Below are 24,515 nucleotides of genomic sequence, written 5' to 3'. Positions count from 1 at the left end.
GCCTCGATGACCCCTGACCCCGGTCGGTGATCGACTCCGCCCCGGGACCTACGCCGCGGGCCCGCCGGGGCTCAGTGCAGCACCTTGAGGCCCACCACGCCGGAGACGATCAGCAGCAGGCAGCCGATCCTGGCCATGGTCACCGCGTCCCCCAGGACGGCCATGCCGTAGACCGCGGTGCCGACCGCGCCGATGCCGACCCAGACCGCGTAGCCGGTGCCGATCGGAATGGTGCGCATCGCGTACGCCAGCCCGCCCATGCTGAACAGCAGGGCCACGCCGAAGACGAGGCTGGGAACGAGGCGGGTGAAGCCCTTGGACGATTCCAGGGCGACCGCCCAGACGGTTTCGAGGAAACCCGAGAGGATCAGAACGAGCCAGGCCATGACGGTGGTGCCTCCGCAGTCCACAGCGGCCGGATTGCCGCTGAACTGCGCCGTCTTGTCGTCACCGGGTACGACGCGCTCGTCCGGGGTGGCGGAAATGCCGCCACCGGTCTCCGACGGTAGCACACACTGCCATACAGAATTTACAAAGGAGCGTTGACCGCTCTCCCCGGATCGGCCACTATGAATTCACTGGCCGTGTGCCCGAGTGGCTTAGGGAACCGTCTGCAAAGCGGTACACGCGGGTTCGATCCCCGCCATGGCCTCGTGGAGAAAGGAATTGCCGGTCGACCCGGAAAAGTCGGCCGGCAATTCCTTTCCGCTGTTTGCACCGCTTTCCGTCGCCTTTCCGAACCGTCCGGTCAGGCGGTGACGGCGTCCTCCGCCCGGATCGGCAGCCGGCCGACCGGCAGGCCGGTGGCCGCGCGCACGGCCGCGGCGACGGCCGCCGGGGCGACCACCGCGGGGACGGCGCCGACCGCCTTGGCGCCGAACGGGGCCACCACGTCGCGCTCCTCCAGCAGCGCGGCGATCCGCACCTCCGGGGTGTCCAGCGCGGTGGGCAGCCGGTAGCCGGTGAGCGAGGGGTTCTGCAGCACCCCGCCCTCCGTCCGCAGGTCCTCCAGCAGCGCCAGGCCGACGCCCTGGGCCACCCCCGCCTCGATCCGGTCCTCGATCTGGCGCGGGTTCAGCGCCCGGCCGACGTCCTGGGCGACGGTCATCTCGACCACCCGGACGGCGCCCAGCTCGATGTCCACGTCCACCACCGCGCGCATCGCGCAGAACGAGATGGAGACGAAGGCGTCGCCCTGCCCGGACTCGTCCAGCGGCTCGGTGGGGTGCGGGCGGCACTGCGCGGTCGCCCACAGCTCCTTGCCCTCCAGCGCCTCGGCGACCGGCATGCCGAGCACCCCGTCGTACGAGGTGATCTTGCCGTCGGCGATCTGGAGCAGCTCCGCCGACATCCCGAAGTTCGCCGCGATCGGCTGCAGCAGCTGGTGGCGGACCATCAGCGCGGCCCGCTCGACGGCGCCGCCGGAGACCCAGGTGTGCCGGCCGCGGGCGGACGGCCCGGCGATCGACTGGTCGCTGTCGGCCGGCGCGATGTAGACCTCGCTGACGCCCAGCACGGTCTGCACGATCTGCCGGGCCAGCGTGGCGAAGCCCTGCCCGGCGTCGACCGCCGCGCAGATCACCGTCGCGTGGTCGCCGCTGACCCGCACCGTCGCGGTCGAGACCTCGTCCTCGCCCTCGGCGCCCAGCATGTGCACCATGCCGACGGCGTAGCCGATGCCGCGCCGCACCGCCGCCGGGTCGCCCGCGCCGCCGGGCCCGCCGGGCAGCAGCCACTCGGCGTCCGGGTCGTCCACCGGCAGGGCCGGCAGCGGCTCGGCCGCGACCGCGTCCAGCAGGGCGCGCACCGGCGCCGGGCAGGTGACGGCCTGTCCGGTGGGCAGCGGGTCGCCGGTGGACATCGCGTTGCGGCGGCGGATCTCCACCGGGTCCACGCCGATCCGGGCGGCCAGCTGGTCCAGCTGGGACTCGTACGCGAAGCAGGCCTGCAGGGCGCCCTCGCCGCGCATCCGGCCGGCCGGCGGGTTGTTGGTGCGCACCGCCCAGGCGTCCACGAAGACGTTCGGGCAGACGTACGGACCGGCCGAGAAGGCCGTCGCGGCGGCCAGCGCCTCGGCGGAGACGTCCGCGTAGGCGCCGCCGTCCAGCAGGATCTGCGCCTCGACCTTCACCAGCGTGCCCTCGGCGTCGGCGTGGTGGCGGTAGCGCAGCAGCGCGGGGTGGCGCGAGGTGTGGGTGTGGAAGGACTCCTCGCGGGTGAGCGTCATCTTCACCGGGCGGCCGGTGCGCAGCGCCAGCAGGGCCAGGGTGACCTGGAACGAGAGGTCCTCGCGGTCGGTGGTGGCACCGGGCACACCGGTGGCCACCAGCCGGACCCGGTCCGGCTCCAGGCCGAGGCAGGCGGCGGTGCGGTCGCGGTCGCCGTGCGGGTCGGTGGAGGACAGGTGCAGTTCGACGCCGCCGTCCGGGCGCGGCACGGCCAGCCCGGCCTCGGCGCCCAGCGGGGCCGGGTCCTGCCGGCCGACCTGGTAGAGGCCCTCGACGATGATCTCGCCGACCGCGTCCGGGTCCCCGGTGCGCAGCGGCAGGTGGCGGAACAGGTTGCCGTCCGGGTGCAGCGGCGGCGCGGTGAAGGACTGCTCCGGGTCGGTGACGGCCTCCAGCGGCTCGTAGTCGACCGCGATCAGGCCGACCGCCAGCCGGGCGGTGTCCGGGTGGTCGGCGGCCACCGCGGCGATCGGCTCGCCGTGGTGGCGCACCACGCCGGCGGCCAGCACCGGCCGGTCGGAGACGATCGGCCCGGCCGGGGCGCCGTCGGGGGTGCCGTCCGGGCCGGGCGGCAGGTCGGCGGCGGTGACCACGGCGTGCACCCCGGGCAGCGCCAGCGCGGCCGAGGTGTCGATGCCGCGGATCCGGGCGTGCGGGTGCGGCGAGCGCAGCACCGCGCCCCACAGCAGGCCCTCGGCCCACAGGTCGGCCGCGTACGGGTAGATGCCGAGCGCCTTGGGCAGCGCGTCGCCGCGCAGCGGGGAGCTGCCCAGGCCGATCGGCTCCGGTGCGCCGCCCTCGCCGCCGTCCTGCTGGAGTGCTGCGCCGATGTCGGTAGGCGACGTCATGATGCGTGGTCGTCCTCGGGGAGCCGGATGCCGTGGGCGGGGGTGGCCCCGTACGGGACACCGGCCGGGGCGCCGCCCTCGGCCGGGGCACCGTGCGGGTGCGGAGCGGGGTACGGGGTGCCGTGCGGCGGCGTGCCGTCGTAAACGGCGCCGGGCAGCGGGGTGCCGTGCGCGGGCGTGCCGTGCGGCGGCGTGCCGTCGTAGCCGGCGCCGGGCAGCGGGGTGCCGTGCGCGGGGGTGGGCTCGTAGACCGGGGCGTCGTACCCGGTGTCGTAGCCGTTCTGCTGCTGGTGGCCGTCCGGGTAGGGCAGGTAGGTGCCGTGCGCGGGGGTGGCCTGGTAGGGCTGCTCGGGGTAGCCCTGCGGCGGGTAGTACACCTGCTCGTCGGCGGCCTGGGCGGGGATGGCGTCCCGGATCGGGGCCAGCACGGTGGTGTCGTACACGCCGGTGTCGTAGCCGCCCTGGGGGTCGCCGTACGGCACTCCGGCCGGGGCCGGCCCGACGCCCGGCTGCCCGACGGCGTGCTGCGGGACGGCGTGCTGCTCGACGGGCTGCTGCGGGACGGGCTGCTGCTCGACGGCCTGCTGCGGGACGTGCTCGATCCAGTCCCCGGCGTCGGCGTAGACCGGCGGCTCGACGGCCTGCCCGGGCTCGATCGGCGCCTCCGCCGGCCGTGCGGCGGGCGGCTCGGCGACGGGCTCGGCGACCGGCTCGGCCGGCGCCTCGGCGGCGGGCCCGGCGGCGGCCTGCGCGGCGGCGGCCTCGGCGGCCTCCTCCGCCTGCTCGGCCTCCAGCGCGCGGGCGTCCGCGACGGTCTGGACGGCGGCCAGCACGCCCCGGTAGCCGGTGCAGCGGCAGAGGTTGCCGCACAGGGCCTGACGGGCCTCCACCTCGGTGGGCCGGTGGTTGCGTTGGAGCAGGTCGTGCACCGCCATCGCCATGCCGGGGGTGCAGTAGCCGCACTGGACGGCGCCGGAGGCGGCCAGCGCCTGCTGGACGGCGCTCGCGCCGCCGGCGGCCGACAGGCCCTCGACGGTGTTGATCTCGCTGTCGGCGGCCAGCGCGGCGGGCACCAGGCAGCCGGCCACCAGCTGGCCGTCCACCTGCACCGAGCAGGCCCCGCACTCGCCCTGCTCGCAGCCGTCCTTGGCGCCGGCCAGGCCGAGCCGCTCGCGCAGCACGTAGAGCAGGCTCTCGCCGATCCAGGCGTCGGTGACGGGCCGTTCGAAACCGTTGACCCGCAGCGTGTACGAGGCGCACGGGCGCAGCTCGCGGCTGACCTGCGGGGAGAGGCCGAGCGGGTCGGCGTCGAGGGTCTCGATGGGGTCTGTGGTCACTTCAGCACCCTTCCCAGCGCCCGTCGGGCCAGCACCGATACGGTACGCCGCAGCCGAACGGCGGCCGCTGTCGGCCCCTCGGTCACGGCCTCCCAGGCGCCCTCGGCGCCGTAGTCGTCGGGGACGCAGGCGGCGGCCACGTACTCGCCGAAGGCGGCGGTCGCGGCCGGGTCGATCTCCCGGCTGCCGTCCCAGTCGATGCAGCCGGCCACCCAGGCCTCGGCCTCCAGCGGGCGCAGCGGCACCGGTGCGACGGCCCCGACGGCGCAGCGCACCGAGCGCCTGGCCGGGTCGAGGACGAGGGCGACGGAGGCGGTGGCGCGGGCCGGGCCGCTGCGGCCGGTGGCCTTGAGGAAGACCTGCGGGGCGTGCAGCAGCGGGACGCGCACCCAGGTGAGCAGTTCGCCGGGGCGCACCGGGTCGAGTCCGGTGAGCAGGTGACTGACCGGCACCTCGCGGGTGCCCCCGGCCCGGGTCAGGGTGACGCCGGCCTCCAGCGCGGTGAGCACCGGGAGGGTGTCGCCGGCCGGAGCGGCGGTGACGATGTTCCCGCCGAGGGTGCCGACGTTGCGGACCTGCGGCGGGCCGGCGGTGCGGGCGGCGTCGGCGAGCGCGGGGATGAGCGCGGCGAAGTCGGGGCGGTCCATCCGGGCGTGGGTGAGTCCGGCGCCGAGGACGGCGGTGCCGCCGTCCTCGTAGCGCCAGCCCCGCAGTTCGGTGATCCGGCCGAGGCCGACCAGGGCGGCGGGGCGCAACCGGCCGGCGTTGACGGCCTCCATCAGGTCGGTGGCTCCGGCCACCGGTACCGCGGCCGGAGCGGCGGCCAGCGCGTCGACGGCCTCGTCGAGGGAGGCCGGCAGCATGATCGTCCGGTTCACCTGGGTCCCACCGTGCTCCACTTGCTCATCGATCGCCTGCCGCCCGCCGGCCTGCGGCCGTGCCGTCCTGCGTCAGCAGCCCGGCCTGGCCCGTAGGGTACGGGCGATCGGGCCGGGTTGGGCAACTCTGGCACACAATGCTCGATGATCATTTCGGGGCCGGTGAACGGGGCTGCCCGATTGGGACCGATACCGGGCGGTATCTGCCCCGACCCGCTCCGGGCCAGGGCAGATGTTCATCAGTTCTTGACGTCCGATGACCGCTCAGAAGTTCCCGGTCAGCACGACCGGGGCGTGTCACGGGGGTCCCGGCGGCCCCGGAAAGGGCCCCCGGGACACGCCCTAACGGACCGGCGGCGGGCCCTCGATCGGCCGGCCGGCCGGGGCGGGCCAGCGCTGCCACGGGTGCGGCCCGTCGGCCGGGCGGTACTCGACGCCGAGCGCGTCCAGCGCCTTCAGGTGGGTCGTCAGCCGCCGCTCGAAACCGGCGAAGTCCCGCTCGGCCGGCTCGGCGGGCAGCGCGGACCAGGCGACCTCGGCGAAGGCGACCAGCCGGGGGAAGGCCCGGTAGTCGATGTCCCGGGCGCTGTCCATGAACTCGCTCCACAGGTTGGCCTGGGTGCCGATCACGTGCCGGGCGGCGGCCTCGTCCAGCTGCTTCGGGACGGGCTCGAACCGGTAGACGTCCTCCAGCGTGCGCACGAAGCCGACCGGGATCGGCTCGTCCGGCCCGTCCGCCTGCCGGTGGTCGAAGTAGACGTGCTGCTCGGGGCACATCACCACGTCGTGCCCGGCCTTCGCGGCGGCGATCCCGCCGCCGAAGCCGCGCCAGGAGGAGACCGCGGCGCCGGGCGCGAGCCCGCCCTCCAGGATCTCGTCCCAGCCGATCAGCCGGCGGCCGCGCTCGGCCAGCCAGCGGTCGAAGTGCCGGATCAGGTGGCTCTGCAGTTCGTCCTCGTTGGCCAGGCCCAGCTCGCGGATCCGCGCCTGCGCGGCGGCGCTGTCCTTCCACTGCTCCTTGGGGCACTCGTCGCCGCCGAGGTGGACGAACTCGGACGGGAAGAGCTCCAGGACCTCCTCCAGCACGCCCTCGAAGAAGCGCAGGGTCTCCTCGGAGGCGTTGAGCACGTTGTGGCTCACCCCCCAGTCGGTCCACACCCCGAGCGCGGCGGTGTCCACCACGTCGGTGTTGCCCAGCTCGGGGTAGGCGGCGACGGCGGCCTGGGTGTGGCCGGGCAGGTCGATCTCCGGGACGACGGTGATCCCGCGGGCGGCCGCGTAGGCGACGATCTCGCGCAGGTCGTCCTGGGTGTAGAAACCGCCGTGCGGGCGGTCGTCGCGGCGCTGTCCGGCCCGGTACCCGACCATCGAGCGGTCCCGCCAGGAACCGCGCGCGGTCAGCCTCGGGTAGCGCTTGATCTCGACCCGCCACCCCTGGTCGTCGGTCAGGTGCAGGTGCAGCACGTTGAGCTTGTGCGCGGCCAGCAGGTCGACGAAGCGCAGCACGTCCGCCTTGGGCAGGAAGTGCCGGGCGACGTCGAGCAGCGCGCCGCGCCAGCCGAACCGGGGGGCGTCCTCGATGTCGGCGCCGGGCAGCACCCAGCCCTCGTGGCGCAGCGGCGAGCGGCGGTAGGCGTCCGGCCCGAGCAGCTGCCGCAGGGTCTGCGCGCCCCACAGCGCGCCGGCCGGGCCGCCCGCGGCGAGCAGGGCGTGGCCGGGGCGCACCGTGATCCGGTACGCCTCGGCGGCGAGCGTCCCGTCCTGGACCAGCTCGATGCCCGCGCCCGGCCGGCCCGGGCCGAGCGGCAGCCCGGTGGCGGCGGACAGCGTGGCCCGCAGCCAGCGCTCGGCGTCGGCCAGCGCGGGGGGTGCGGTCAGCGTGGTGGCGGCGTCGAGCGGATAGTCCTCGTCCGGGCGGCGGGCGGCACTCGAAGGTGCGGGAATGAGGTCCATTCCGACATCCTGCCCACGCCCCGACGATTGGCATAGACCACCAGGGGAACCCTGGTGCTATGCAAAACGGCGTTGTGCGGGGCGCCGCGGACTACTTCTTGTCGCCGTCGCCGCCCTGCGGCTTGCCGATGCCGTCGTAGATCTCCTTGCACATCGGGCAGACCGGGTACTTCTTCGGGTCGCGACCGGGCACCCACACCTTGCCGCAGAGCGCCACCACGGGGGACCCCGAGAGCGCGCTCTCCATGATCTTGTCCTTCTGGACGTAGTGCGCGAAGCGCTCGTGGTCGCCGTCCCCGTGGGACACCTGCGGGACGGGCTCGACCAGGGTGCCGGTGCCGAGGCCGCGCTCGGGCTCAAGAGTGCTCATGGGTGCCAAGTCTATGGGCGCCTCCGGAAACCCGGCCAGTGTCGCGGCTCCGGGCCGGTCGGCTCAGTTCATCGTCGGGTCGTCCGGGTAGGTCGCCAGCAGGGCGAGCGGGCCGCGCTGGCGGCGCAGCACCGAGCGCCACAGCCGCTCCGGCTCGGGGCTGGAGACGTCCCCCGGCTCGCAGTCCACCAGGTACCAGGCGCCGCTCTCCAGCTCCGCCTCCAGCTGCCCGGGCGACCAGCCGGCGTACCCGGCGAAGATCCGCAGGCTGCCCAGTTCGCCGGCCAGCACCTCGGGCGGCGCCTCCAGGTCCACCAGGCCGATCGCGCCGTGCACCCGGCGCCAGCCGAGCGGCTCGCCGGTGCCCGGCTCCCCCGGCGCCACCGCGAGGCCGAGCGCCGAGTCCAGCGCCACCGGGCCGCCCTGGAAGACCACGGCCGGCTGTCCGACGAGTCTGTTCCAGCCGTCCAGCACACTGCCCACCTCGACCGGCGTCGGCCGGTTCAGGACCACGCCGAGCGCCCCCTCGACGTCGTGGTCGAGGAGCAGCACCACCGCCCGCGCGAAGTTCGGGTCGGTGAGCAGGGGCGTCGCGACGAGCAGACGGCCGGTCTGGGACCGGCCTCCGTGCGAATGGGCCGCCGTCATGCCCACATGATCCCGCAGAACCGCACCGCTCGGACACCGCAACGCCCGGAAACGGCCACGCCCACGAACACCCGTACGGCCGTACCGGGGGGCGGGCCCGGGCCCGGAGAGAGCACCATCACGGGAGAGGCTCACGGGAACCAACGGCACGCCTACTACCATCTACGTCTGGTGGACGCCTTTATACGGTGCCGACTCGGTTTCGCCGGGGGCCCGAACGCGCCCGTACGACCGGTCCACCACCGGCTCTCTCCCGGAGCCCTCCCCCCGACTCCTCTGGCACCCCGGATTGCGAGAACGATGACCGACGACGTCCTGCTGGTCCACGGCGGAAACCCGCTCGAAGGCGAGATCCGCGTCCGCGGAGCGAAGAACCTGGTGCCCAAGGCCATGGTCGCCGCCCTCCTCGGGCAGGGCCCCAGCAGACTGCGCAACGTCCCGGACATCCGCGACGTCAAGGTGGTCCGCGGCCTGCTGCAGCTGCACGGCGTGACCGTGCGCACCGGTGACGAGGACGGCGAGCTGATCCTCGACCCCTCGCACGTCGAGAGCGCCAACGTCGCGGACATCGACGCGCACGCCGGCTCCTCGCGGATCCCGATCCTGTTCTGCGGCCCGCTGCTGCACCGCCTCGGCCACGCCTTCATCCCCGGCCTGGGCGGCTGCGACATCGGCGGCCGCCCGGTCGACTTCCACTTCGAGGTGCTGCGCCAGTTCGGCGCCAGCATCGAGAAGCACCCGCAGGGCACCTACCTGGTGGCCCCGCAGCGGCTGCGCGGCACCAAGATCGAGCTGCCCTACCCCTCGGTCGGCGCGACCGAGCAGGTGCTGCTCACGGCGGTGCTCGCCGAGGGCGTCACCGAGCTGCGCAACGCGGCCATCGAGCCGGAGATCGTCGACCTGATCTGCGTGCTGCAGAAGATGGGCGCGATCATCACCCTGGGCACCGACCGGACGATCCTGATCACCGGTGTGGACGAGCTGAACGGCTACAACCACCGCGCGCTGCCGGACCGCCTGGAGGCCGCCTCCTGGGCCTGCGCGGCGCTGGCGACCAAGGGCGACATCTACGTCCGCGGCGCCCGCCAGCTGGAGATGATGACCTTCCTGAACACCTTCCGGAAGGTCGGCGGCGCCTTCGAGGTGGACGACGAGGGCATCCGCTTCTGGCACCCCGGCGGCGAGCTCAAGGCGATCGCCCTGGAGACCGACGTGCACCCGGGCTTCCAGACCGACTGGCAGCAGCCGCTGGTGGTCGCGCTGACCCAGGCCACCGGCCTGTCCATCGTCCACGAGACGGTGTACGAGTCGCGGCTCGGCTTCACCGGCGCGCTGAACCAGATGGGCGCGCACATCCAGCTCTACCGCGAGTGCCTGGGCGGCACCCCGTGCCGCTTCGGGGCCCGCAACTTCCTGCACTCCGCGGTCGTCTCCGGCCCGTCCAAGCTGATCGGCTCCGAGCTGGTCATCCCGGACCTGCGCGGCGGCTTCTCGTACCTGATCGCGGCGCTGGCGGCCGAGGGCACCTCGACCGTGCACGGCATCGACCTGATCAACCGCGGCTACGAGAACTTCATGGACAAGCTGCGCGACCTGGGCGCCCACGTCGAGCTGCCCAGCGAGCAGCTGGTCGACGCCTGACGGTCCGAGCACACAACGGCGAGAGGCCGGGCTCCCCAGTGGGGAGCCCGGCCTCTCGGGCGTTCAAGGGGTGGCTCAGGCAGCGCCCTTGGCGGCTTCCTTCAGCTTGGAGCCGGCGCTCACCTTGGCGCTGTAACCCGCGGCGATCTGGATCGGCTCGCCGGTCTGCGGGTTGCGGGCGGTGCGGGCAGCGCGGTGGGTGCGCTCGAAGGTCAGGAAACCGGGAATGGTGACCTTCTCGTCGCCCTTGGCGACGACCTCGCCGACGATCTCGGCGAAGGCGGCCAGAACGGCGTCGGCGTCCTTGCGGGTCACCTCGGCGCGCTCGGACAGCGCGGCCACCAGCTCACTGCGGTTCATGTGTACTCCTGTGGTCTGTTCGCTTGCGGTGCGCGGGGGCCCATCGGTGCTCCCACCGGGGGGCACCCGGATAGGCCGCAGGTCCGCACACTGTGCTCATGCAGGCAATGCGTGGTCGCAGGCCGGGTCCGTACCCGATGCCGCGCGCCGGAGCCGTCGAAGGCCCGCCCGCCCGCCTGGGTACGAATCCTGCCCCGACCGGCCCCGAGAAAGCCAATCGGGCCCCGGCCGAGCCACCCGAACATCGCCCGCCCGTCGGAGGTGTGACGCTCCGTCGGCTCCGGCGGACCGGACCCGGGCGGCGGTCGGGACGACACGCCGGAAGACCAGGGGGACGTTCCGTACTTGTCGGACACGCCTGCCCCGTGCAGGGCTACGGTACGCCCTACGACTGACAAGCCCAAACACGCCCCTCGCCCTTGTGTCGCAAGGGTTCGGGGCGAGCTGGGCGGGTATGACCGCTATTCGCACATTTGAGCGATCTGCGACACGTCGCCCGAGCCGTCCGTCAGAGCTTGACGGTGGGGAACGCGGCGGTGTCGAGGGTGCCCACGATGCCGGGGGTCGGACGGGCCGGCGCGCGGTCCTCCTGGGCCCCCGCCAGGGCCGCCTCGCGCACCGCGGAGGCGACGGTCTTGGCCACGTCCTTGTGGAACACGCTCGGGATGATGTAGTTCGCGTTCAGCTCGTCGTCGGCCACGGTGGTGGCCAGCGCACGGGCGGCGGCGATCATCATCTCGGTGTTGACGGTGCGGCTCTGGGCGTCCAGCAGGCCGCGGAAGACACCCGGGAAGACCAACACGTTGTTGATCTGGTTCGGGAAGTCGCTGCGGCCGGTGGCGACCACGGCGGCGGTCTGCCGGGCGATGGCCGGGTCGACCTCCGGGTCCGGGTTGGCCAGCGCGAAGACGATCGAGTCCTCGGCCATGGTGGCCAGGTCGTCGCCGTCCAGGACGTTCGGGGCCGAGACGCCGATGAAGACGTCGGCGCCCGCCACGGCCTCCTTGAGGCTGCCGGTGCGGCCCGAGCGGTTGGTGTGCTCGGCGATCCAGCGCAGGTTCTCGTTGAGGTCCCCGCGGCCCAGGTGGACCACGCCGTGCACGTCCGCCACGGTGGCGTGCTCGACGCCGGCCGCCATCAGCAGCTTGAGGATCGCGGTGCCGGCGGCGCCGGCGCCCGACATCACCACGCGGATGTCGCCGATCCGCTTGCCGACCACCTTCAGCGCGTTGGTGAGGGCGGCCAGCACCACGATCGCGGTGCCGTGCTGGTCGTCGTGGAAGACCGGGATGTCCAGGGCCTCGCGCAGCCGGGCCTCGATCTCGAAGCAGCGCGGCGCGGAGATGTCCTCCAGGTTGATCCCGGCGAAGCCCGGGGCGATCGCCTTGACGATGGCGACGATCTCGTCGGTGTCCTGGGTGTCCAGGCAGATCGGCCAGGCGTCGATCCCGGCGAAGCGCTTGAACAGGGCCGCCTTGCCCTCCATGACGGGCAGCGCGGCCTCCGGGCCGATGTTGCCCAGGCCCAGCACCGCGGAGCCGTCGGTGACCACGGCGACGCTGTTGCGCTTGATGGTCAGGCGGCGGGCGTCCTCGGGGTTCTCCGCGATCGCCATGCAGACCCGGGCGACACCCGGGGTGTAGATCATGCTGAGGTCGTCACGGTTGCGGATCGGCAGCTTGGAGGACATCTCGATCTTGCCGCCGAGGTGCATCAGGAAGGTGCGGTCCGAGACCTTGCCGATCGACACGCCGTCGATCGTGCGCAGCTTCTCGACGATCTCCTCGCCGTGCGCGACCGAGGCCGCCGCCACCGTGACGTCGATCCGCAGCGCCTCCAGCCCGGAGGCGGTGACGTCGAGACCGGTCACCGATCCGCCGGAGGACTCCACGGCCGTGGTGATCGCGCTGACGGCGTTGCCCCGGGCCGGGACCTCCAGCCGTACCGTGATCGAGTTGGAGACACTGGGCACCGTCGCCATCGACGCTTCCTTCTTCCGTCTGTCCCGCAGGCTCAACATTTTGTTGAAGGCATCGCCTGCGCATGCTAGACGTCGATCGTCGCACCTTCCAAGGGGTAGCCAGAAATAACGTTCATTGAGTGTGCGGACCCGACAATCCCACCCGATGGCCGTCCGGCTCCCGCCGCTCGCTCCTTGCCTCTCCCGGCCGATGCGTTACATTGGACGGGACACCGGCTCGATCCAAGCCCCCGGGCCCAACCTTCGTCCCTTCGAGGGACCACTTGCCGCGAGGCGAGCATGGCGGGTCGGTGTCGTAAACGTCTGAAGGCCCCTCACCACCCGGTGAGGGGCCTTCTTCCGTCGGACCCGGTACGGTCCGTCAGCCGTGCAGCAGCGCGGGCACGCCGGCCGCGTCCGGCAGGTCGTCCGGACCGGAGAGCACGGTCAGCCGCTGGGTCGCGCGGGTCAGCGCCACGTACAGCACCCGCAGGCCGGCCTCCGACTCGCCGGCGATGCCGGTCGGGTCGGCCACCACGGTCGCGTCGTACTCCAGGCCCTTGGCCTCCAGGCTGCCCAGCACCACCACGCGCCCGCCCAGGCCCTCGGCCCAACCGGCCGCCTCGCCCCGGCGGTCCATCGGCACCACGAGCGCCACGGTGCCGTCCACCTCGGCCAGCAGCCGCTCCAGCTCGGCCCGGGCGGCCTTGCCGAAGGCCTCCGGCGCGGGGTCGGTGGTGGCCGCGAAGCGCGGCTCCACGCCGACGTGGCGCACCGCGCTCGGCGACGGGGTGCCCGGCGCGGCCAGCGCCAGCACCTTGGCCGCCACCTCGGCGATCTCGGCCGGGTTGCGGTAGTTCACGGTCAGCGTGAAGCGGCGGCGCGGCTTGCCGGAGAGCACCTCGTCCAGCGCGGCCTGGGCCTCCTGCGGGAACGGCCAGGAGGACTGCGCCGGGTCGCCCACGATCGTCCAGGTGGCCATCCGGGCCCGGCGGCCGATCATCCGCCACTGCATCGGGGTGAGGTCCTGCGCCTCGTCCACGATGATGTGCGCGTACTCCGTGCGCTCGACCGGCTGGCGGTCGCGCTGGCGGGCGCTGCGGTCGGCGAAGGTGGTGACCTCGTCCAGGCCGCTCAGCAGGTCCACCGCGTCCACCTCGCGGACCTTCGGGCGGGCCGGCTCGCCGAGCAGCACCTGGAGCTCGTCGATCAGCGCGACGTCGTGCGCGGACAGCGCGCCCTCGCCCCGCCCGGACAGGTGGCGCCAGGAGGCCGCCAGCAGCCTGGCCTCGTCCGGGGTGACGGCCCGGCGGGCGATCCGGTTGGTGTGCCGGTGCTGGCGCAGCGTGGCGAGCACCCGGCGCGGGGTCAGCGCCGGCCACCAGGCGTCCAGGAAGTCCAGGAACGACGCCTCGTCCGAGACGTACTCGTCGAAGGACTCCTTCTCCTCCTGGCGCTGCTCGCGGGCGTAGTGGTCGGCGGGCTTCGGCAGGTCCCTGGTGGCCTGCTGCCACAGGGCGTCCAGCAGCAGCCGGCGGGCGCGCGGGCGCAGCAGGTTCAGCGGGGTGCCGCCGGAGCCCACCACGTTGCCGCGCACGGCCTTCAGCCGGGAGGCGTCCAGCTTCAGCACCTCGCCCCGGGCGACCACCTTGAGCTCCTGCGGCGCGCCCAGCTCCAGCGCCGCGCGGGCGGCCCGGCGCAGCAGCTGGACCATCCGGGCCGAGCCCTTGACCCGGGCCGCCTCGGGCGTGTCGTAGGTGTCCGCCTCGATGCCGTCCACCAGCGAGCCGACCGCCCGGATGGCGACCTGGCCCTCCTCGCCCAGCGCGGGCAGTACGCCCTCGGTGTACGAGACCAGCAGCGCGGTCGGCGAGACCACCAGGATGCCCCCGGCGTAGCGGCGGCGGTCCTGGTAGAGCAGGTAGGCGGCCCGGTGCAGGGCGACGGCGGTCTTGCCGGTGCCGGGGCCGCCGGTGACCAGGGTGGCGCCCGCGGCGGCGGCGCGGATCACCTCGTCCTGCTCCTTCTGGATGGAGGAGACGATGTCGCGCATCGAGTGGCTGCGGGCGCGGCCCAGCGAGGCCATCAGCGCGCCGTCGCCGACCACCGCCAGCTCCTCGCCGTCCAGGGTCGGGGTGAGGTCGGGGCGCAGCAGGTCGTCCTCGACGCCGATCACCTTGCGGCCCTTGGAGCGGATCACCCGGCGGCGGATCACCCGGCCCGGTTCGACCGGGGTGGCGCGGTAGAAGGGGGCGGCGGCGGGCGCGCGCCAGTCGATCACCAGTGGGCCGTACTCGGCGTCCAGCACGCCCAGTCGGCCGATGTGGAGGGTCTCGGCGACGGCCGGGTCGGCCGGGTCGAGCGGGGTGTTCGACGGGATGCCGTGCTCCTCCGGGGCGTCGGCCCGCTGGAGGTCGATCCGGCCGAACAGGAAGTCCTCGAACTCGTTGTTCAGACGCTGGAGGTGGGCGCCGGCCCGGTAGACCTGGGCGTCGCGTTCGGCGAGCGCGCCGGGGGTGCCGACCTGGACCCGCTTGGCGGCGTCCTCCAGGATGTACTCGGCCTCGGCGAGCTTCTCCTCCAACCGGTGGTAGACGGTGTCGAGGTGCTGCTGCTCACCGGCGATCTCGCGTGCGCGGACGGTCTCGTGGTCGGTGGCGGGGGTGGTGGGCGTGTTGCTCTGCATGGCCTCGGTGGTAGCGGCGGAATCCGGCTCCGGAAAACGAGCGGACGGATGATCCTACGCCGCGACCCCCCGGCCGCGCTGCTCCGGAACGTACAAAAATCGAAGGCCGCCCTCCGCGGAGCGGAGGACGGCCTTCGTGTCAACATGGGGTGGTGGAGATGCCGGGAATCGAACCCGGGTCCAGTGGAGTTAATTCAGGGCTTCTCCGAGCGCAGTCCGCTGTGATTTTCTCGGCCCTGGCGGTCACACGGACAAGCCGCCAACAGGCCCAGCTGCTGTTTGATTTCCCATCCGCCCTCGCAGCCCGGGCGGACGGTTGAGTTCCCTAGATTATGCCAGGGTCCGGGTCGGGAACTCCCCGGTCTGACACCCAAGCGCTATCGGTGCTTATTAGGCAGCGAGAGCGAACTGCTGGGAATCGCGCTTAGAGTTGGCGATTATTTTTTTGCGACACGTGGTTAACGAGATCATTGCCGCGTTCCTCGGCTCGCTTCCCCTGTTTCAACATCCCCTGTCGAAACCGATCATCCCCATGTTTTGTTGAGAAACAGCTCGGACGGTCATCGTCCGTGTTGCTTGCGCCATAGTACGCGAGGCGACGGGCGAGGGTCCAGCGGATTAACCCTGGCGTCGGCGGGCCGCCGCCACCGCACGGGCCGTCTCGCGGGTGTCCTGCTTCTCGCGCAGCGTCTGGCGCTTGTCGTAGAGCTTCTTGCCGACCGCGAGCGCCAGTTCGAGCTTCACCCGGCCGTCCTTGAAGTACAGCGAGAGCGGGACCAGGGTGTGGCCCGCGTCGCGGACCTTGCTCTCGATCTTGTGGATCTCCATCCTGTGCAGCAGCAGCTTGCGCTTGCGCCGGGCCGCGTGGTTGGTCCACGTCCCCTGGGTGTACTCGGGGATGAAGACGTTGTCGATCCACGCCTCGTGGTTCTGGATGTACGCGTAGCCGTCGACCAGGTTGGCCCGCCCCTCGCGCAGCGACTTGACCTCGGTTCCGGTGAGGACGAGGCCGCACTCGTAGGTGTCGAGGATCGTGTACTCGTGTCGCGCCTTCTTGTTCTGCGCGATCAGCTTCTGTCCGGTTTCCTTTGCCATAACGCGGCCATTCTCGCACTTCGAGGCCGGATCGGGCAGCTGCTTTAGGCGCGGGTGCCCAGCCCCGAGAGGACCCGCAGGGCGAGCTCGTCGGCCTCCTCGCCCGAGCCGGCCGGGACGTCGGGGGTGAGGCCGGTGCCGTCCGGGGAGCGGCCCGCCGGGGTGTAGTAGCGGCCGACGGTCAGCTCCAGCACGGCGCCGTCGGCGAGCCGGCTGGGCTGCTGGACGGTGCCCTTGCCGAAGGTCCGCGAGCCCACCACCACGGCGCGGCTGCGGTCCTGGAGGGCTCCGGCCAGCAGTTCGGCGGCGCTCATCGTGCCGCCGTCCACCAGCAGCACCAGCGGGGTGCGCTGGTCGCCGCCGGGCGGGGCGGTCAACTCCCTGGTCTCGCCGCGCTCCTGGTACGAGCCGACCGTTCCGCCGTCCAGGAAGATCCCGGCGGTGCCGGCCGCCTCGTCGACCAACCCGCCCGAGTTGCCGCGCAGATCGAGCACCACGCCGGCGTGCGGGGCGCGCAGCGCGGCGCGCACCTGGTCGGCCACGCCGCTGGTGAAGCCGCGCACGGTCACCCGCAGCACGCCCTTGCCCAGCTGCTCCGCGGTGACCTGCCGGCTGTCCAGCAGCACGCGCCGCAGCCGCAGTTCGCGCTCCTCCCCCTCGCCGCGCCGGACCGCCAGGGTGACCTCGGAGCCGGCCCGGCGCTCCTCGCCCTGGCCGCGCAGCCGCGCCACCACCTCGGTGACCGGCAGGTGGTCGGCCTGGTCCTGGCCGATCCGTACGAGCCGGTCGCCGGGGGCGATCCCGGCCGCGGCGGCCGGGCCGCCGGGCGCGACCTGGGAGACCTCGGTGACGCCGTCCTGGCCGCGGCCGACCGAGAGGCCGACGCCCGGGTACCGGCCGTCCAGGCCCTGGCTGAACTCCGCGTACTCCTGGGCGCTGTAGTACGCGCCCCAGCGGTCGCCGCCGGCCGCCAGCAGGTGCTCGGCCTGCTGCTCGGACAGGGCGGCGCCGGCCGGGTCCGCCGGGAGCCCGCCGGTGGCCCGGGCGGTGTCGGCGGACGGGCTGTGCGGCGGCCCGCCCGGGTCGCCCCAGGCGCCGGTGGCCGCGCCGGCCAGCAGCACGGCGCCGAACACCAGGCTGAGCGCGGCCACCTGGCGGGCCCTGCGCGGAGTTTGCAGCATGGACCGGAGTGTAGACACCGCTCCGAGCGGGACGAACCGGAACGACGGGCCCCGGAACGCCGACGGCCCCGGACGGCGCAGTGCCGTCCGGGGCCGTCGGGGCGTCCGGGAATCAGACCTTGAGGTACTTGCGCAGCGTGAAGAACGCCGCCACACCGGCCATGCCCATACCCACCACGATCAGCAGCGGTATCACCGCCAGCACCGAGCCGAGGCCGATGAAGTGGATGAACTGCACCCGGTCGGCCAGCCAGTTCTGGACGAAGAAGTGCCCGCCGATCAGCAGTCCGGAGGCCATCATCGCGCCCAGCAGCGCCGAGAAGGCCGCCTCGGCGATGAACGGCATCTGGACGTAGAAGTTCGACGCACCGACCAGGCGCATGATCCCGGTTTCACGCCGTCGGCTGTACGCCGACACCCGGACGGTGTTGACGATCAGCAGCAGCGCGACGAACAGCATCAGCACCATGATCACGAAGGCCGCCGTCTGGAGGCCGTTCAGCAGGCCGAACAGGTTCTCCAGGATCTTCCGCTGGTCCTCGACCGACTTGACGCCGGGCTTGCCGGCGAAGGCGCTCTGGATCACGTCGTACTTGGTCGGGTCGTTGAGCTTGACCCGCCAGGACTGCGGCATGGCGTCCGCGCCCAGGACGGAGATGAGCGGGTTGTCCGGGTTCATCTCCTTCCAGTGCTTGTACGCGTCGGCGGAGCTCTCGTAGGTGGACGACTGGACCACCGAGGTCATCTTGTCCAGCTGGTCCTTGATGTCCTGGACCTGCTGGTCGGTGGCCGCACCCTTGTCGCACTGGGGCGAGTTCCGGGCGTCCGCCTTGGTGCAGAAGTAGATGCTCACCTCGACCTTGTCGTACCAGTACCCCTTCATGGAGTTCACCTGGTCGCGGACCAGGAGCGAGGAACCGGCGAGGGCGAGGGAGAGCGCGACACTGACCACGACCGCGATGGTCATGGTCAGGTTGCGTCGGAGACCCACACCGATCTCCGACAGGACGAACTGGGCACGCATGCGGGAAACAACTCCAGGGTCGGTACTGCTCCGGGACTGGCGGTTCGGGCCGGCGGCCCTACGGGTCAGCGCTGGTCGGTCAGTGCTGGTACCCGTAGACGCCGCGGGCCTGGTCGCGGACGAGCAGCCCCTTGTCGAGCTCGATGACGCGCTTGCGCATCTGGTCGACGATGGCCTGGTCGTGGGTGGCCATCAGCACCGTGGTGCCGGTGCGGTTGATGCGGTCGAGCAGCTTCATGATGCCGACCGAGTTCTGCGGGTCGAGGTTGCCGGTGGGCTCGTCCGCGATGAGCAGCATCGGACGGTTCACGAAGGCCCGGGCGATCGCCACGCGCTGCTGCTCACCACCGGACAGCTCGCCCGGCATGCGGTCCTCCTTGCCGCCGAGGCCGACCAGCTCCAGCACCTCGGGCACCACCTTGTTGATGGCGCTCTTGGGCTTGCCGATCACCTCCAGCGCGAAGGCGACGTTCTGCGCGACCGTCTTGTTCGGCAGCAGGCGGAAGTCCTGGAAGACGGTGCCCAGCTGGCGGCGCATGTGCGGCACCTTCCAGTTGGACAGCTTGCCGAGGTCCTTGCCCAGCACGTGCACCGCCCCCGTGGTGGGGCGCTCCTCGCGCAGGCACAGGCGCAGGAAGGTGGACTTGCCCGAGCCGGACGAGCCGACCAGGAAGACGAACTCACCCTTCTCGATCTCCAGCGAGACGTTGTCCAGGGCGGGACGGTTCTGCTTGGGATAGGTCTTGGAGACGTTGTCGAATCTGATCACGGCTGCATCACGGAGGCCATCCTAGGCGGCGCCAGTCCTTGGGTCGGTCCGCCCCTGGGGCCCGGCCCGGGGGCGGTCGAAGGGAGCGCGGAGGGCCGCTCCCGGACTCGGACCATACGCGAATCGGCATCCGGCCCGCAGGGGCCGCCCGCGACAACGCCCGCCCCCTGGGGGAGAATGTCCGTTTATGCCCCGAATATCGGGGGTCATCTCACAGCCCGGGAGCCGGAACCGCCGGAACCTGGCAGAGTGGAGGGGGCGACCGCGTCACGGCCGCTCCCCCGTACAGGGCAGCACATGGAACCAAAGCCCCGTCCGGCGCGTTGGCTGTAGCAGCGAGGAGGAGATCGCATGACCTGCGACCATCTGGTGTGCGCCAACTGCAACGGCCGCGTCAGCGACGGGCGTTGCCCGGTGTGCCGGGCCAACCGGGCCCGGATCCAGGAGCAGCAGAGCCCGTTCGCCGCACTCTCCCCCGCGATGCTGCTGGCCCTGCTGGCCGGGCTGCTCGCGGTGGCGCTGATCGCGCGGCAGGCTCTGGCCTGACAACCCACGAGACGTACGACGAAGGCCCCCGACCACTGCGGTCGGGGGCCTTCGTCGTCGTCTGCCGCTACTCGGCGCTGGTCTCGCGCTGCTTGCGCCAGCGGATCCCGGCCTCGATGAAGCCGTCGATGTCGCCGTCCAGCACGGCCTGCGGGTTGCCGGCCTCGTACGCGGTGCGGACGTCCTTCACCATCTGGTACGGGTGCAGCACGTAGGAGCGCATCTGGTTGCCCCAGGAGCTGCCGCTGTCCTTGAGCGCGTCCATCGCCGCCTTCTCCTCCTGGCGGCGCCGCTCCAGCAGCTTGGCCTGGAGGACGTTCATCGCGGACGCCTTGTTCTGGATCTGCGAGCGCTCGTTCTGGCAGGAGACCACGATGCCGGTCGGGATGTGCGTGATGCGCACCGCCGAGTCGGTGGTGTTGACGCCCTGACCGCCGGGGCCGGAGGCGCGGTAGACGTCCACCCGGAGCTCGCCCTCGTCGATGTCGACGTGGTCGGACTGCTCGACGACGGGGAGCACCTCGACACCGGCGAAGGAGGTCTGCCGGCGGCCCTGGTTGTCGAACGGCGAGATGCGGACCAGGCGGTGGGTGCCCTGCTCGACCGAGAGGGTGCCGTAGGCGTACGGGGCCTTCACGGTGAAGGTCGCGGACTTGATGCCGGCCTCTTCGGCGTACGAGGTGTCGTACACCTCGGTGGGGTACCCGTGCCGCTCGGCCCAGCGCAGGTACATGCGCATGAGCTGCTCGGCGAAGTCGGCGGCGTCCACGCCACCGGCCTCGGCGCGGATGTTGATCAGCGCCTCGCGGGCGTCGTACTCGCCGGACAGGAGGGTACGGACCTCCAGCTCCTCGACCGCCTTCTGGAGGGCGACGAGCTCGTTCTCGGCCTCGGTGCGGGTGTCCGCGTCGTCCTCGGCCTCGGCGAGCTCGAACAGCACGCCCAGGTCGTCGATACGGCTGCGCAGGCCCTCGACCCGGCGCAGTTCGCCCTGGAGGAAGGAGAGCCGGCTGGTCACCTTCTGCGCGTTCGCGACGTCGTCCCACAGGGTGGGGGCGGCTGCCTCCTCCTCCAGGACCGCGATGTCGGCCCGGATCTTGTCCAGGTCGATGACGGCCTCGATCGACCCCATGGTCGTATCGAGGTTCTTGAGCTCTTCGGAAGGATCGACGGCTGCCACGCCCCCAGGGTAATGGTTCCGGGAGTGGTCATGACGACACCCCCGGTCCCCCCGGCCTCACGACGGCGGCCACGGCCCCGGCTACGGCGCCCGCGGGGCCGTGCCGGACACCGCCGGACGGGCCGGGTGGCCGCCGTCCGGGACGGTGGCCGCGAAGGCCGTCCAGGCCGCGGCGGCGCCCGCCAGCAGCAGCACGGTGGCGATCAGCACGGCCAGCAGCCGGCGGCGGCGCAGCAGCGCCTGGCGGTCCCGGCGGTGGCCCGGGGCGGCGCGCTGGGCGCGGGACTCGAGCGCGTACGCGGCCAGCTCGTCGGCCGACGGGCGGCGCAGGCTGGTGTGGGTGTCCCGGGTGGAGTCCGGGGCGGCGCCGGGCACCAGCGGGACGGCCGGGCCGCGGCGGCGCTTGTGGATGCCGGGGCCGGCGTCGATCTCGGCGTAGACGGCCTCGCCGGGGGTCAGCTGCTCCTCGGCCGGGGCCCGGCCCTGGCCGGGCACGGCGAGCACCGGCAGGCCGGCCAGCGAGGGCAGCTGCTCGCGCAGCCGCGAGGCCAGCTCGGCGGCGCGCAGCCGGGAGGCCGGGGCCTTGGCCAGGCACTCGGAGATGATCCGCCACAGCCCGTCCGGCAGGCCGGGGATCGGCGGGACCTGCTCGGTGACGTGCCGGCGCAGCACCGCGCCGGTGTGGCCGCCGCCGAACGGGGTGAAGCCGGCCAGCAGCTCGTACAGCACGGTGGCGAGGGCGTAGATGTCGACGGCGGCGCGCGGCTCCAGGCCCTCGATGATCTCGGGGGCGAGGTAGTCCGGGGTGCCGATGATCCGGGTGGCCCGGGTGCGGCGCGGGGCGTCGACCAGGCGGGCCACCCCGAAGTCGGTGAGCTTGGCGCGCGGGGCGCCGCCGGGGCCGGGGGCGGCGGCGAGGTCGAGCAGGACATTCTCCGGCTTGACGTCGCGGTGGACGATCCCGGCCGCGTGCGCGGCGGCCAGGCCGTCGGCGACGTCGGCGATGACCGAGGCGGCGGTCTGCGGCGGCAGCGCGCCGTCCCGCTCCAGCCGGGAGCGCAGGTCGGTGCCCTGGACCAGCTCCATCACCAGGGCGAGGTCGCTGCCGTCCACCACCATGTCGCGCACGCCGACCACCCGGGGGTGGTCGAGGCTGGTCAGCGCGGTGCGCTCCTGGACGAAGCGGCCGACCAGCACCTGGTCGGCGGCGAGGTCCTCGCGCAGCAGCTTGACCGCCACCGGGCCGTCGGGCCCTTCACCGAGCCAGACCGTCCCGGCCGAACCCCGGCCGATCACCTGGTGGACGGTGTACCGGCTGCCGATCTTGCGTGCCAATGCTGCTCCGTGGGCGGCGCGGGAGCGCTCCGGGGGTCCGGCGCGCTCGGTGGGGCGGGACAACAGCGACCAACCTACGCGCCCGGAGGGCCTGCGGGGGCCGCCCGAAGGGCCCGGAGCGGGAGTCCCGGCCGAGAAATCTCGATAATTGTCGACATAGCGTCAATGTGGCCGCCCGGGCGGGCCGGAGGCCGGAACGCCGTCCGGACCCGGACCGGTTCCGGCTCCGGATCGGCTCCGGCCTCGGGCGGCGCTACTTGCCGAAGAGGCTGTTCGCCCAGTCGCGCGCCGAGTCGAACCAGCCCACGACGTTGTCCCAGTAGTGCGGCAGCGGCGTGAAGTTCCACAGCGCCACCCCGGCCACGGCCAGCACCAGCAGCACCATCAGACAGCCCTTGAAGCAGCCGAGCCCCGGGATGTACATCCGGTTGCGGCTGCGCGGGCGCGGCTCGCGGGCCGGCCCGGGCTCGCGGCGGGCCGGGGCCGGCGGCTCCTCGCGGCGCTGCGGCGGGGCCTCCCGGTACTGCGGCGCGGGCGGCTCGGCCCGGCGCGGCACCGGGGTGGGCGCGGGCGGCGGCGGGTAGCCGCCCTGCGACTGGCCGTACCCGCCCGGGGCCTGCCGGTAGCCGCCGGGCGGCTGCGGACGGCCGCCCTGGCCCCGCTGGCCGCCCTGGCTTCCCTGGCCGGCCTGGCCCGCCTGGTAGGGCGGCGGGGCCACCGGCGGGCGCTGGGCGTAGCCGGGCGGGGGCGGGGCCTGGCGGTAGCCGCCGGGCTGCTGCCCGCCGGGGCGCCCGCCCGGGGCGCCCTGGCCCGGCCGGTGTCCCTGGCCGCCGTGGCCGCCCGGTCCGGCCGGGCCCCCCTGCCCGGCCTGGTAGGGCTGCGGGGCGACCTGCGGCTGCGGGAGGTCCTCGTAGTCCTCCGGGCCGAAGTAGCCGACCTGGGTCTGCTGGTTGCGGTCCCGCGCCGCGCGCAGCTGGGTCTGCCACGGGTGCGGCGCCTCCTCCTGCGGCGGCCCGGCGGGCGGGGGCGGCGGCACGGCGGCGGGCGGCATCACCCGGGTGCGGTCCGGGGCGCCCTGCGGGGGCGGCGGCTGGGTGCCCATCACCGCGGTCGCCGCGGCCGGATCGTACTGCCCGCTGGTCGGCGGCAGCACCTGGGTGTGATCCTCGGCGCCGGGGGCCGTACCGGGGACCATGAAGCCCGGGGCCAGGGCGCCCGGCACCGTCACGGGCGGCAGCGGCGGCACGCTGCCGGGGACGGCCGTCGGCTGCGGGTCCGGCAGCAGCAGGGCGCCGACCGCCAGCGCCTCGTCCACCGCCGCCGGGGAGGCGTGCACGCCGACCCCGGCCGCGACCACCCGCAGCGCGTGCGCCAGCGAGGTGGCACCGGGCCGCTGGGCCGGGTCCTTGCGCAGGCAGCGCTCGATCACCGTCCAGAGCGGCTCGGGCATGGTGCTGGGCCGCTGCGGCTCCTGGGCCAGGTGGGCCTGGAGCACGGCGAGGGCGCTGTCGCCCTGGAACGGCTGGCGGCCGGTGACCAGCTCGTACAGCATGATCCCGGCGCCGTACACGTCCACCGCGGAAGTCTGCGGACGGCCCTCGGCGGACTCCGGCGCGACGTAGGCGGGGGTGCCGACGAACTCGTGGGTGCGGGTGACGCCCGGGGAGTCGGCGAGCCGGGCGATGCCGAAGTCGGTCAGCAGCGGGTGCATCCGCTCGACGCCGTCCACCACGGTGGAGGCGAGCATCACGTTGGCCGGCTTGAGGTCGCGGTGGACGATCCCGTCCGCGTGGCTGGCCGCCAGCGCGTCCGCGACCTGGGCCATCAGCAGGGCGCCGGCGATCGGGCTGAACGGGCCGTTGGCGCGCAGGTAGCGGGCCAGGTCGGGGCCGTCCACCAGGTCCATCACCAGGGCCAGCAGCTCGCCCTCGACGACCAGGTCGCGGACCCGGACGATGTTGGGGTGGGTCAGCCGCAGCAGCAGGGAGCGCTCGCGCAGGAAGCGCATCACCACGTCGGGGTCGGCGGCCAGCTCCTCGCGCAGCACCTTGATCGCCACCCGCTGCCCGGGCGGGCAGCCCGGCACCTGGACGTCCTCGCGCACCACGCCGCGCCAGACGGTGCCGGTCGCACCCCGCCCGAGGGTCTCATCCAGCAGATACTTGCTGCCGACTGGCCGCACCTGTCGCACTCCTCGCCGTGCCGCCCGCGCGGGGCGCTCCTCCGCCGGTGCGGTGAGCCTGCCGGGCCCGTGTCTGCGGCCACTCTAACGGTGACCGTACGGGTTTTTGAGGTGGTCGGTAGGCCATCCGCACGGTCTGGGGAAGGGTTGGGGGAGATCCCCTAGGGAAGGTCCCCGGGACGCTGCGAGGGGGCGGCAAACCTGACTCCCCGTCGCCCCCGCCACGGCCACGATCGCAAGATCGTCAAATCCGGTACGGTGCGCGGACCGTCCACGACGGATGGCAGGATGGAC

General features: G+C 73.2%; 19 protein-coding genes, 1 tRNA gene, 1 other RNA gene and 1 riboswitch. Of the genes, 3 read left to right on the top strand and 18 right to left on the bottom strand.

All coding sequences use genetic code 11. The annotated features are described in order from the left end of the window. Positions 1–71 precede the first annotated feature (71 nt). Positions 72–386 carry a multidrug efflux SMR transporter gene (locus ACFVXH_RS25175; RefSeq protein ID WP_049656934.1) on the bottom strand — a complete coding sequence of 105 codons (315 nt, stop codon included), beginning with the start codon at positions 384–386 and terminating at the stop codon, positions 72–74. Between the two features lie 44 nt (positions 387–430). Continuing rightward, positions 431–496: riboswitch (guanidine-III (ykkC-III) riboswitch) on the bottom strand. An 84-nt stretch (positions 497–580) separates the two neighbouring features. Between ACFVXH_RS25175 and ACFVXH_RS25170 the strand changes: the two genes are divergently transcribed. After that, positions 581–652: transfer RNA gene (locus ACFVXH_RS25170), tRNA-Cys, on the top strand. A 96-nt stretch (positions 653–748) separates the two neighbouring features. Here the strand turns inward: ACFVXH_RS25170 and ACFVXH_RS25165 are convergent. The 6 genes from ACFVXH_RS25165 to ACFVXH_RS25140 all read right to left on the bottom strand — a co-directional run bounded on the left by ACFVXH_RS25165 (position 749) and on the right by ACFVXH_RS25140 (position 8,262). Continuing rightward, complete coding sequence (locus tag ACFVXH_RS25165) at positions 749–3,076, bottom strand: xanthine dehydrogenase family protein molybdopterin-binding subunit (RefSeq protein WP_079272634.1); 2,328 nt, start codon at positions 3,074–3,076, stop codon at positions 749–751. Next, positions 3,073–4,413: a 2Fe-2S iron-sulfur cluster-binding protein gene (locus ACFVXH_RS25160; protein WP_387827319.1), complete on the bottom strand. Its 1,341-nt coding sequence runs from the start codon at positions 4,411–4,413 to the stop codon at positions 3,073–3,075. Before ACFVXH_RS25160 ends, ACFVXH_RS25165 begins: the two co-directional genes overlap by 4 nt. Next, positions 4,410–5,276 (bottom strand): xanthine dehydrogenase family protein subunit M, encoded by an 867-nt coding sequence (locus tag ACFVXH_RS25155; protein ID WP_049659370.1) that lies wholly within the window; start codon positions 5,274–5,276, stop codon positions 4,410–4,412. The genes ACFVXH_RS25160 and ACFVXH_RS25155 overlap by 4 nt, the downstream gene beginning before the upstream one ends. Before the next feature lie 357 nt (positions 5,277–5,633). After that, positions 5,634–7,244, bottom strand: a complete 1,611-nt coding sequence (locus ACFVXH_RS25150; protein ID WP_074005025.1) for a beta-N-acetylhexosaminidase — start codon at positions 7,242–7,244, stop codon at positions 5,634–5,636. 91 nt (positions 7,245–7,335) lie between these two features. Beyond that, a complete protein-coding gene (locus ACFVXH_RS25145) occupies positions 7,336–7,614 on the bottom strand; it encodes a DUF3039 domain-containing protein (protein ID WP_049653451.1) in 279 nt (92 codons plus the stop codon). A 63-nt stretch (positions 7,615–7,677) separates the two neighbouring features. After that, the gene (locus tag ACFVXH_RS25140) at positions 7,678–8,262 is read right to left on the bottom strand and encodes a YqgE/AlgH family protein (RefSeq protein WP_375874779.1); all 585 of its coding nucleotides are present in this window, start codon (positions 8,260–8,262) and stop codon (positions 7,678–7,680) included. A gap of 300 nt (positions 8,263–8,562) precedes the next feature. Between ACFVXH_RS25140 and murA the strand changes: the two genes are divergently transcribed. Then, complete coding sequence (gene murA, locus ACFVXH_RS25135) at positions 8,563–9,903, top strand: UDP-N-acetylglucosamine 1-carboxyvinyltransferase (protein WP_049653446.1); 1,341 nt, start codon at positions 8,563–8,565, stop codon at positions 9,901–9,903. A gap of 75 nt (positions 9,904–9,978) precedes the next feature. Here murA and ACFVXH_RS25130 read toward each other — a convergent pair whose 3' ends face one another. The 8 genes from ACFVXH_RS25130 to ftsE all read right to left on the bottom strand — a co-directional run bounded on the left by ACFVXH_RS25130 (position 9,979) and on the right by ftsE (position 18,978). Continuing rightward, the gene (locus tag ACFVXH_RS25130; RefSeq protein ID WP_030242980.1) at positions 9,979–10,263 is read right to left on the bottom strand and encodes an HU family DNA-binding protein; all 285 of its coding nucleotides are present in this window, start codon (positions 10,261–10,263) and stop codon (positions 9,979–9,981) included. Between the two features lie 508 nt (positions 10,264–10,771). Next, entirely contained in the window at positions 10,772–12,244 is a 1,473-nt protein-coding gene (locus ACFVXH_RS25125; protein ID WP_049653443.1) for an NAD-dependent malic enzyme, read from the bottom strand. A gap of 361 nt (positions 12,245–12,605) precedes the next feature. Continuing rightward, the gene (locus tag ACFVXH_RS25120) at positions 12,606–14,909 is read right to left on the bottom strand and encodes a UvrD-helicase domain-containing protein (protein WP_049653441.1); all 2,304 of its coding nucleotides are present in this window, start codon (positions 14,907–14,909) and stop codon (positions 12,606–12,608) included. 150 nt (positions 14,910–15,059) lie between these two features. Further along, positions 15,060–15,441, bottom strand: a transfer-messenger RNA (tmRNA) gene (gene ssrA, locus ACFVXH_RS25115). An 86-nt stretch (positions 15,442–15,527) separates the two neighbouring features. Further along, on the bottom strand, positions 15,528–16,004 hold the full coding sequence (smpB, locus tag ACFVXH_RS25110) for an SsrA-binding protein SmpB (RefSeq protein ID WP_049653438.1): 477 nt from the start codon (positions 16,002–16,004) through the stop codon (positions 15,528–15,530). A 44-nt stretch (positions 16,005–16,048) separates the two neighbouring features. Further along, on the bottom strand, positions 16,049–17,185 hold the full coding sequence (locus tag ACFVXH_RS25105) for a S41 family peptidase (protein ID WP_074005024.1): 1,137 nt from the start codon (positions 17,183–17,185) through the stop codon (positions 16,049–16,051). Between the two features lie 112 nt (positions 17,186–17,297). Then, positions 17,298–18,209 carry a permease-like cell division protein FtsX gene (gene ftsX, locus ACFVXH_RS25100; RefSeq protein WP_049653435.1) on the bottom strand — a complete coding sequence of 304 codons (912 nt, stop codon included), beginning with the start codon at positions 18,207–18,209 and terminating at the stop codon, positions 17,298–17,300. Between the two features lie 79 nt (positions 18,210–18,288). After that, positions 18,289–18,978, bottom strand: a complete 690-nt coding sequence (gene ftsE, locus ACFVXH_RS25095; RefSeq protein ID WP_049653434.1) for a cell division ATP-binding protein FtsE — start codon at positions 18,976–18,978, stop codon at positions 18,289–18,291. A gap of 351 nt (positions 18,979–19,329) precedes the next feature. Here ftsE and ACFVXH_RS25090 point away from each other — a divergent pair, with 351 nt between their 5' ends. Further along, the gene (locus tag ACFVXH_RS25090; protein WP_049653432.1) at positions 19,330–19,524 is read left to right on the top strand and encodes a hypothetical protein; all 195 of its coding nucleotides are present in this window, start codon (positions 19,330–19,332) and stop codon (positions 19,522–19,524) included. A 67-nt stretch (positions 19,525–19,591) separates the two neighbouring features. Here the strand turns inward: ACFVXH_RS25090 and prfB are convergent, their stop codons facing one another. The 3 genes from prfB to ACFVXH_RS25075 form a co-directional block, all read right to left on the bottom strand. After that, positions 19,592–20,704 carry a peptide chain release factor 2 gene (gene prfB, locus ACFVXH_RS25085; protein WP_049653430.1) on the bottom strand — a complete coding sequence of 371 codons (1,113 nt, stop codon included), beginning with the start codon at positions 20,702–20,704 and terminating at the stop codon, positions 19,592–19,594. Positions 20,705–20,785: 81 nt separating this feature from the next. Further along, complete coding sequence (locus tag ACFVXH_RS25080) at positions 20,786–22,039, bottom strand: serine/threonine-protein kinase (RefSeq protein ID WP_117488036.1); 1,254 nt, start codon at positions 22,037–22,039, stop codon at positions 20,786–20,788. 253 nt (positions 22,040–22,292) lie between these two features. Next, positions 22,293–24,221, bottom strand: a complete 1,929-nt coding sequence (locus tag ACFVXH_RS25075) for a serine/threonine-protein kinase (RefSeq protein ID WP_387827309.1) — start codon at positions 24,219–24,221, stop codon at positions 22,293–22,295. Positions 24,222–24,515: the final 294 nt, after the last annotated feature.

It is taken from the genome of Kitasatospora sp. NPDC058184, assembly GCF_042883725.1.
GTDB lineage: Bacteria > Actinomycetota > Actinomycetes > Streptomycetales > Streptomycetaceae > Kitasatospora.
Note: the sequence above shows the minus strand (reverse complement) of the source record. Positions and strands in the feature narration are given on the sequence as shown.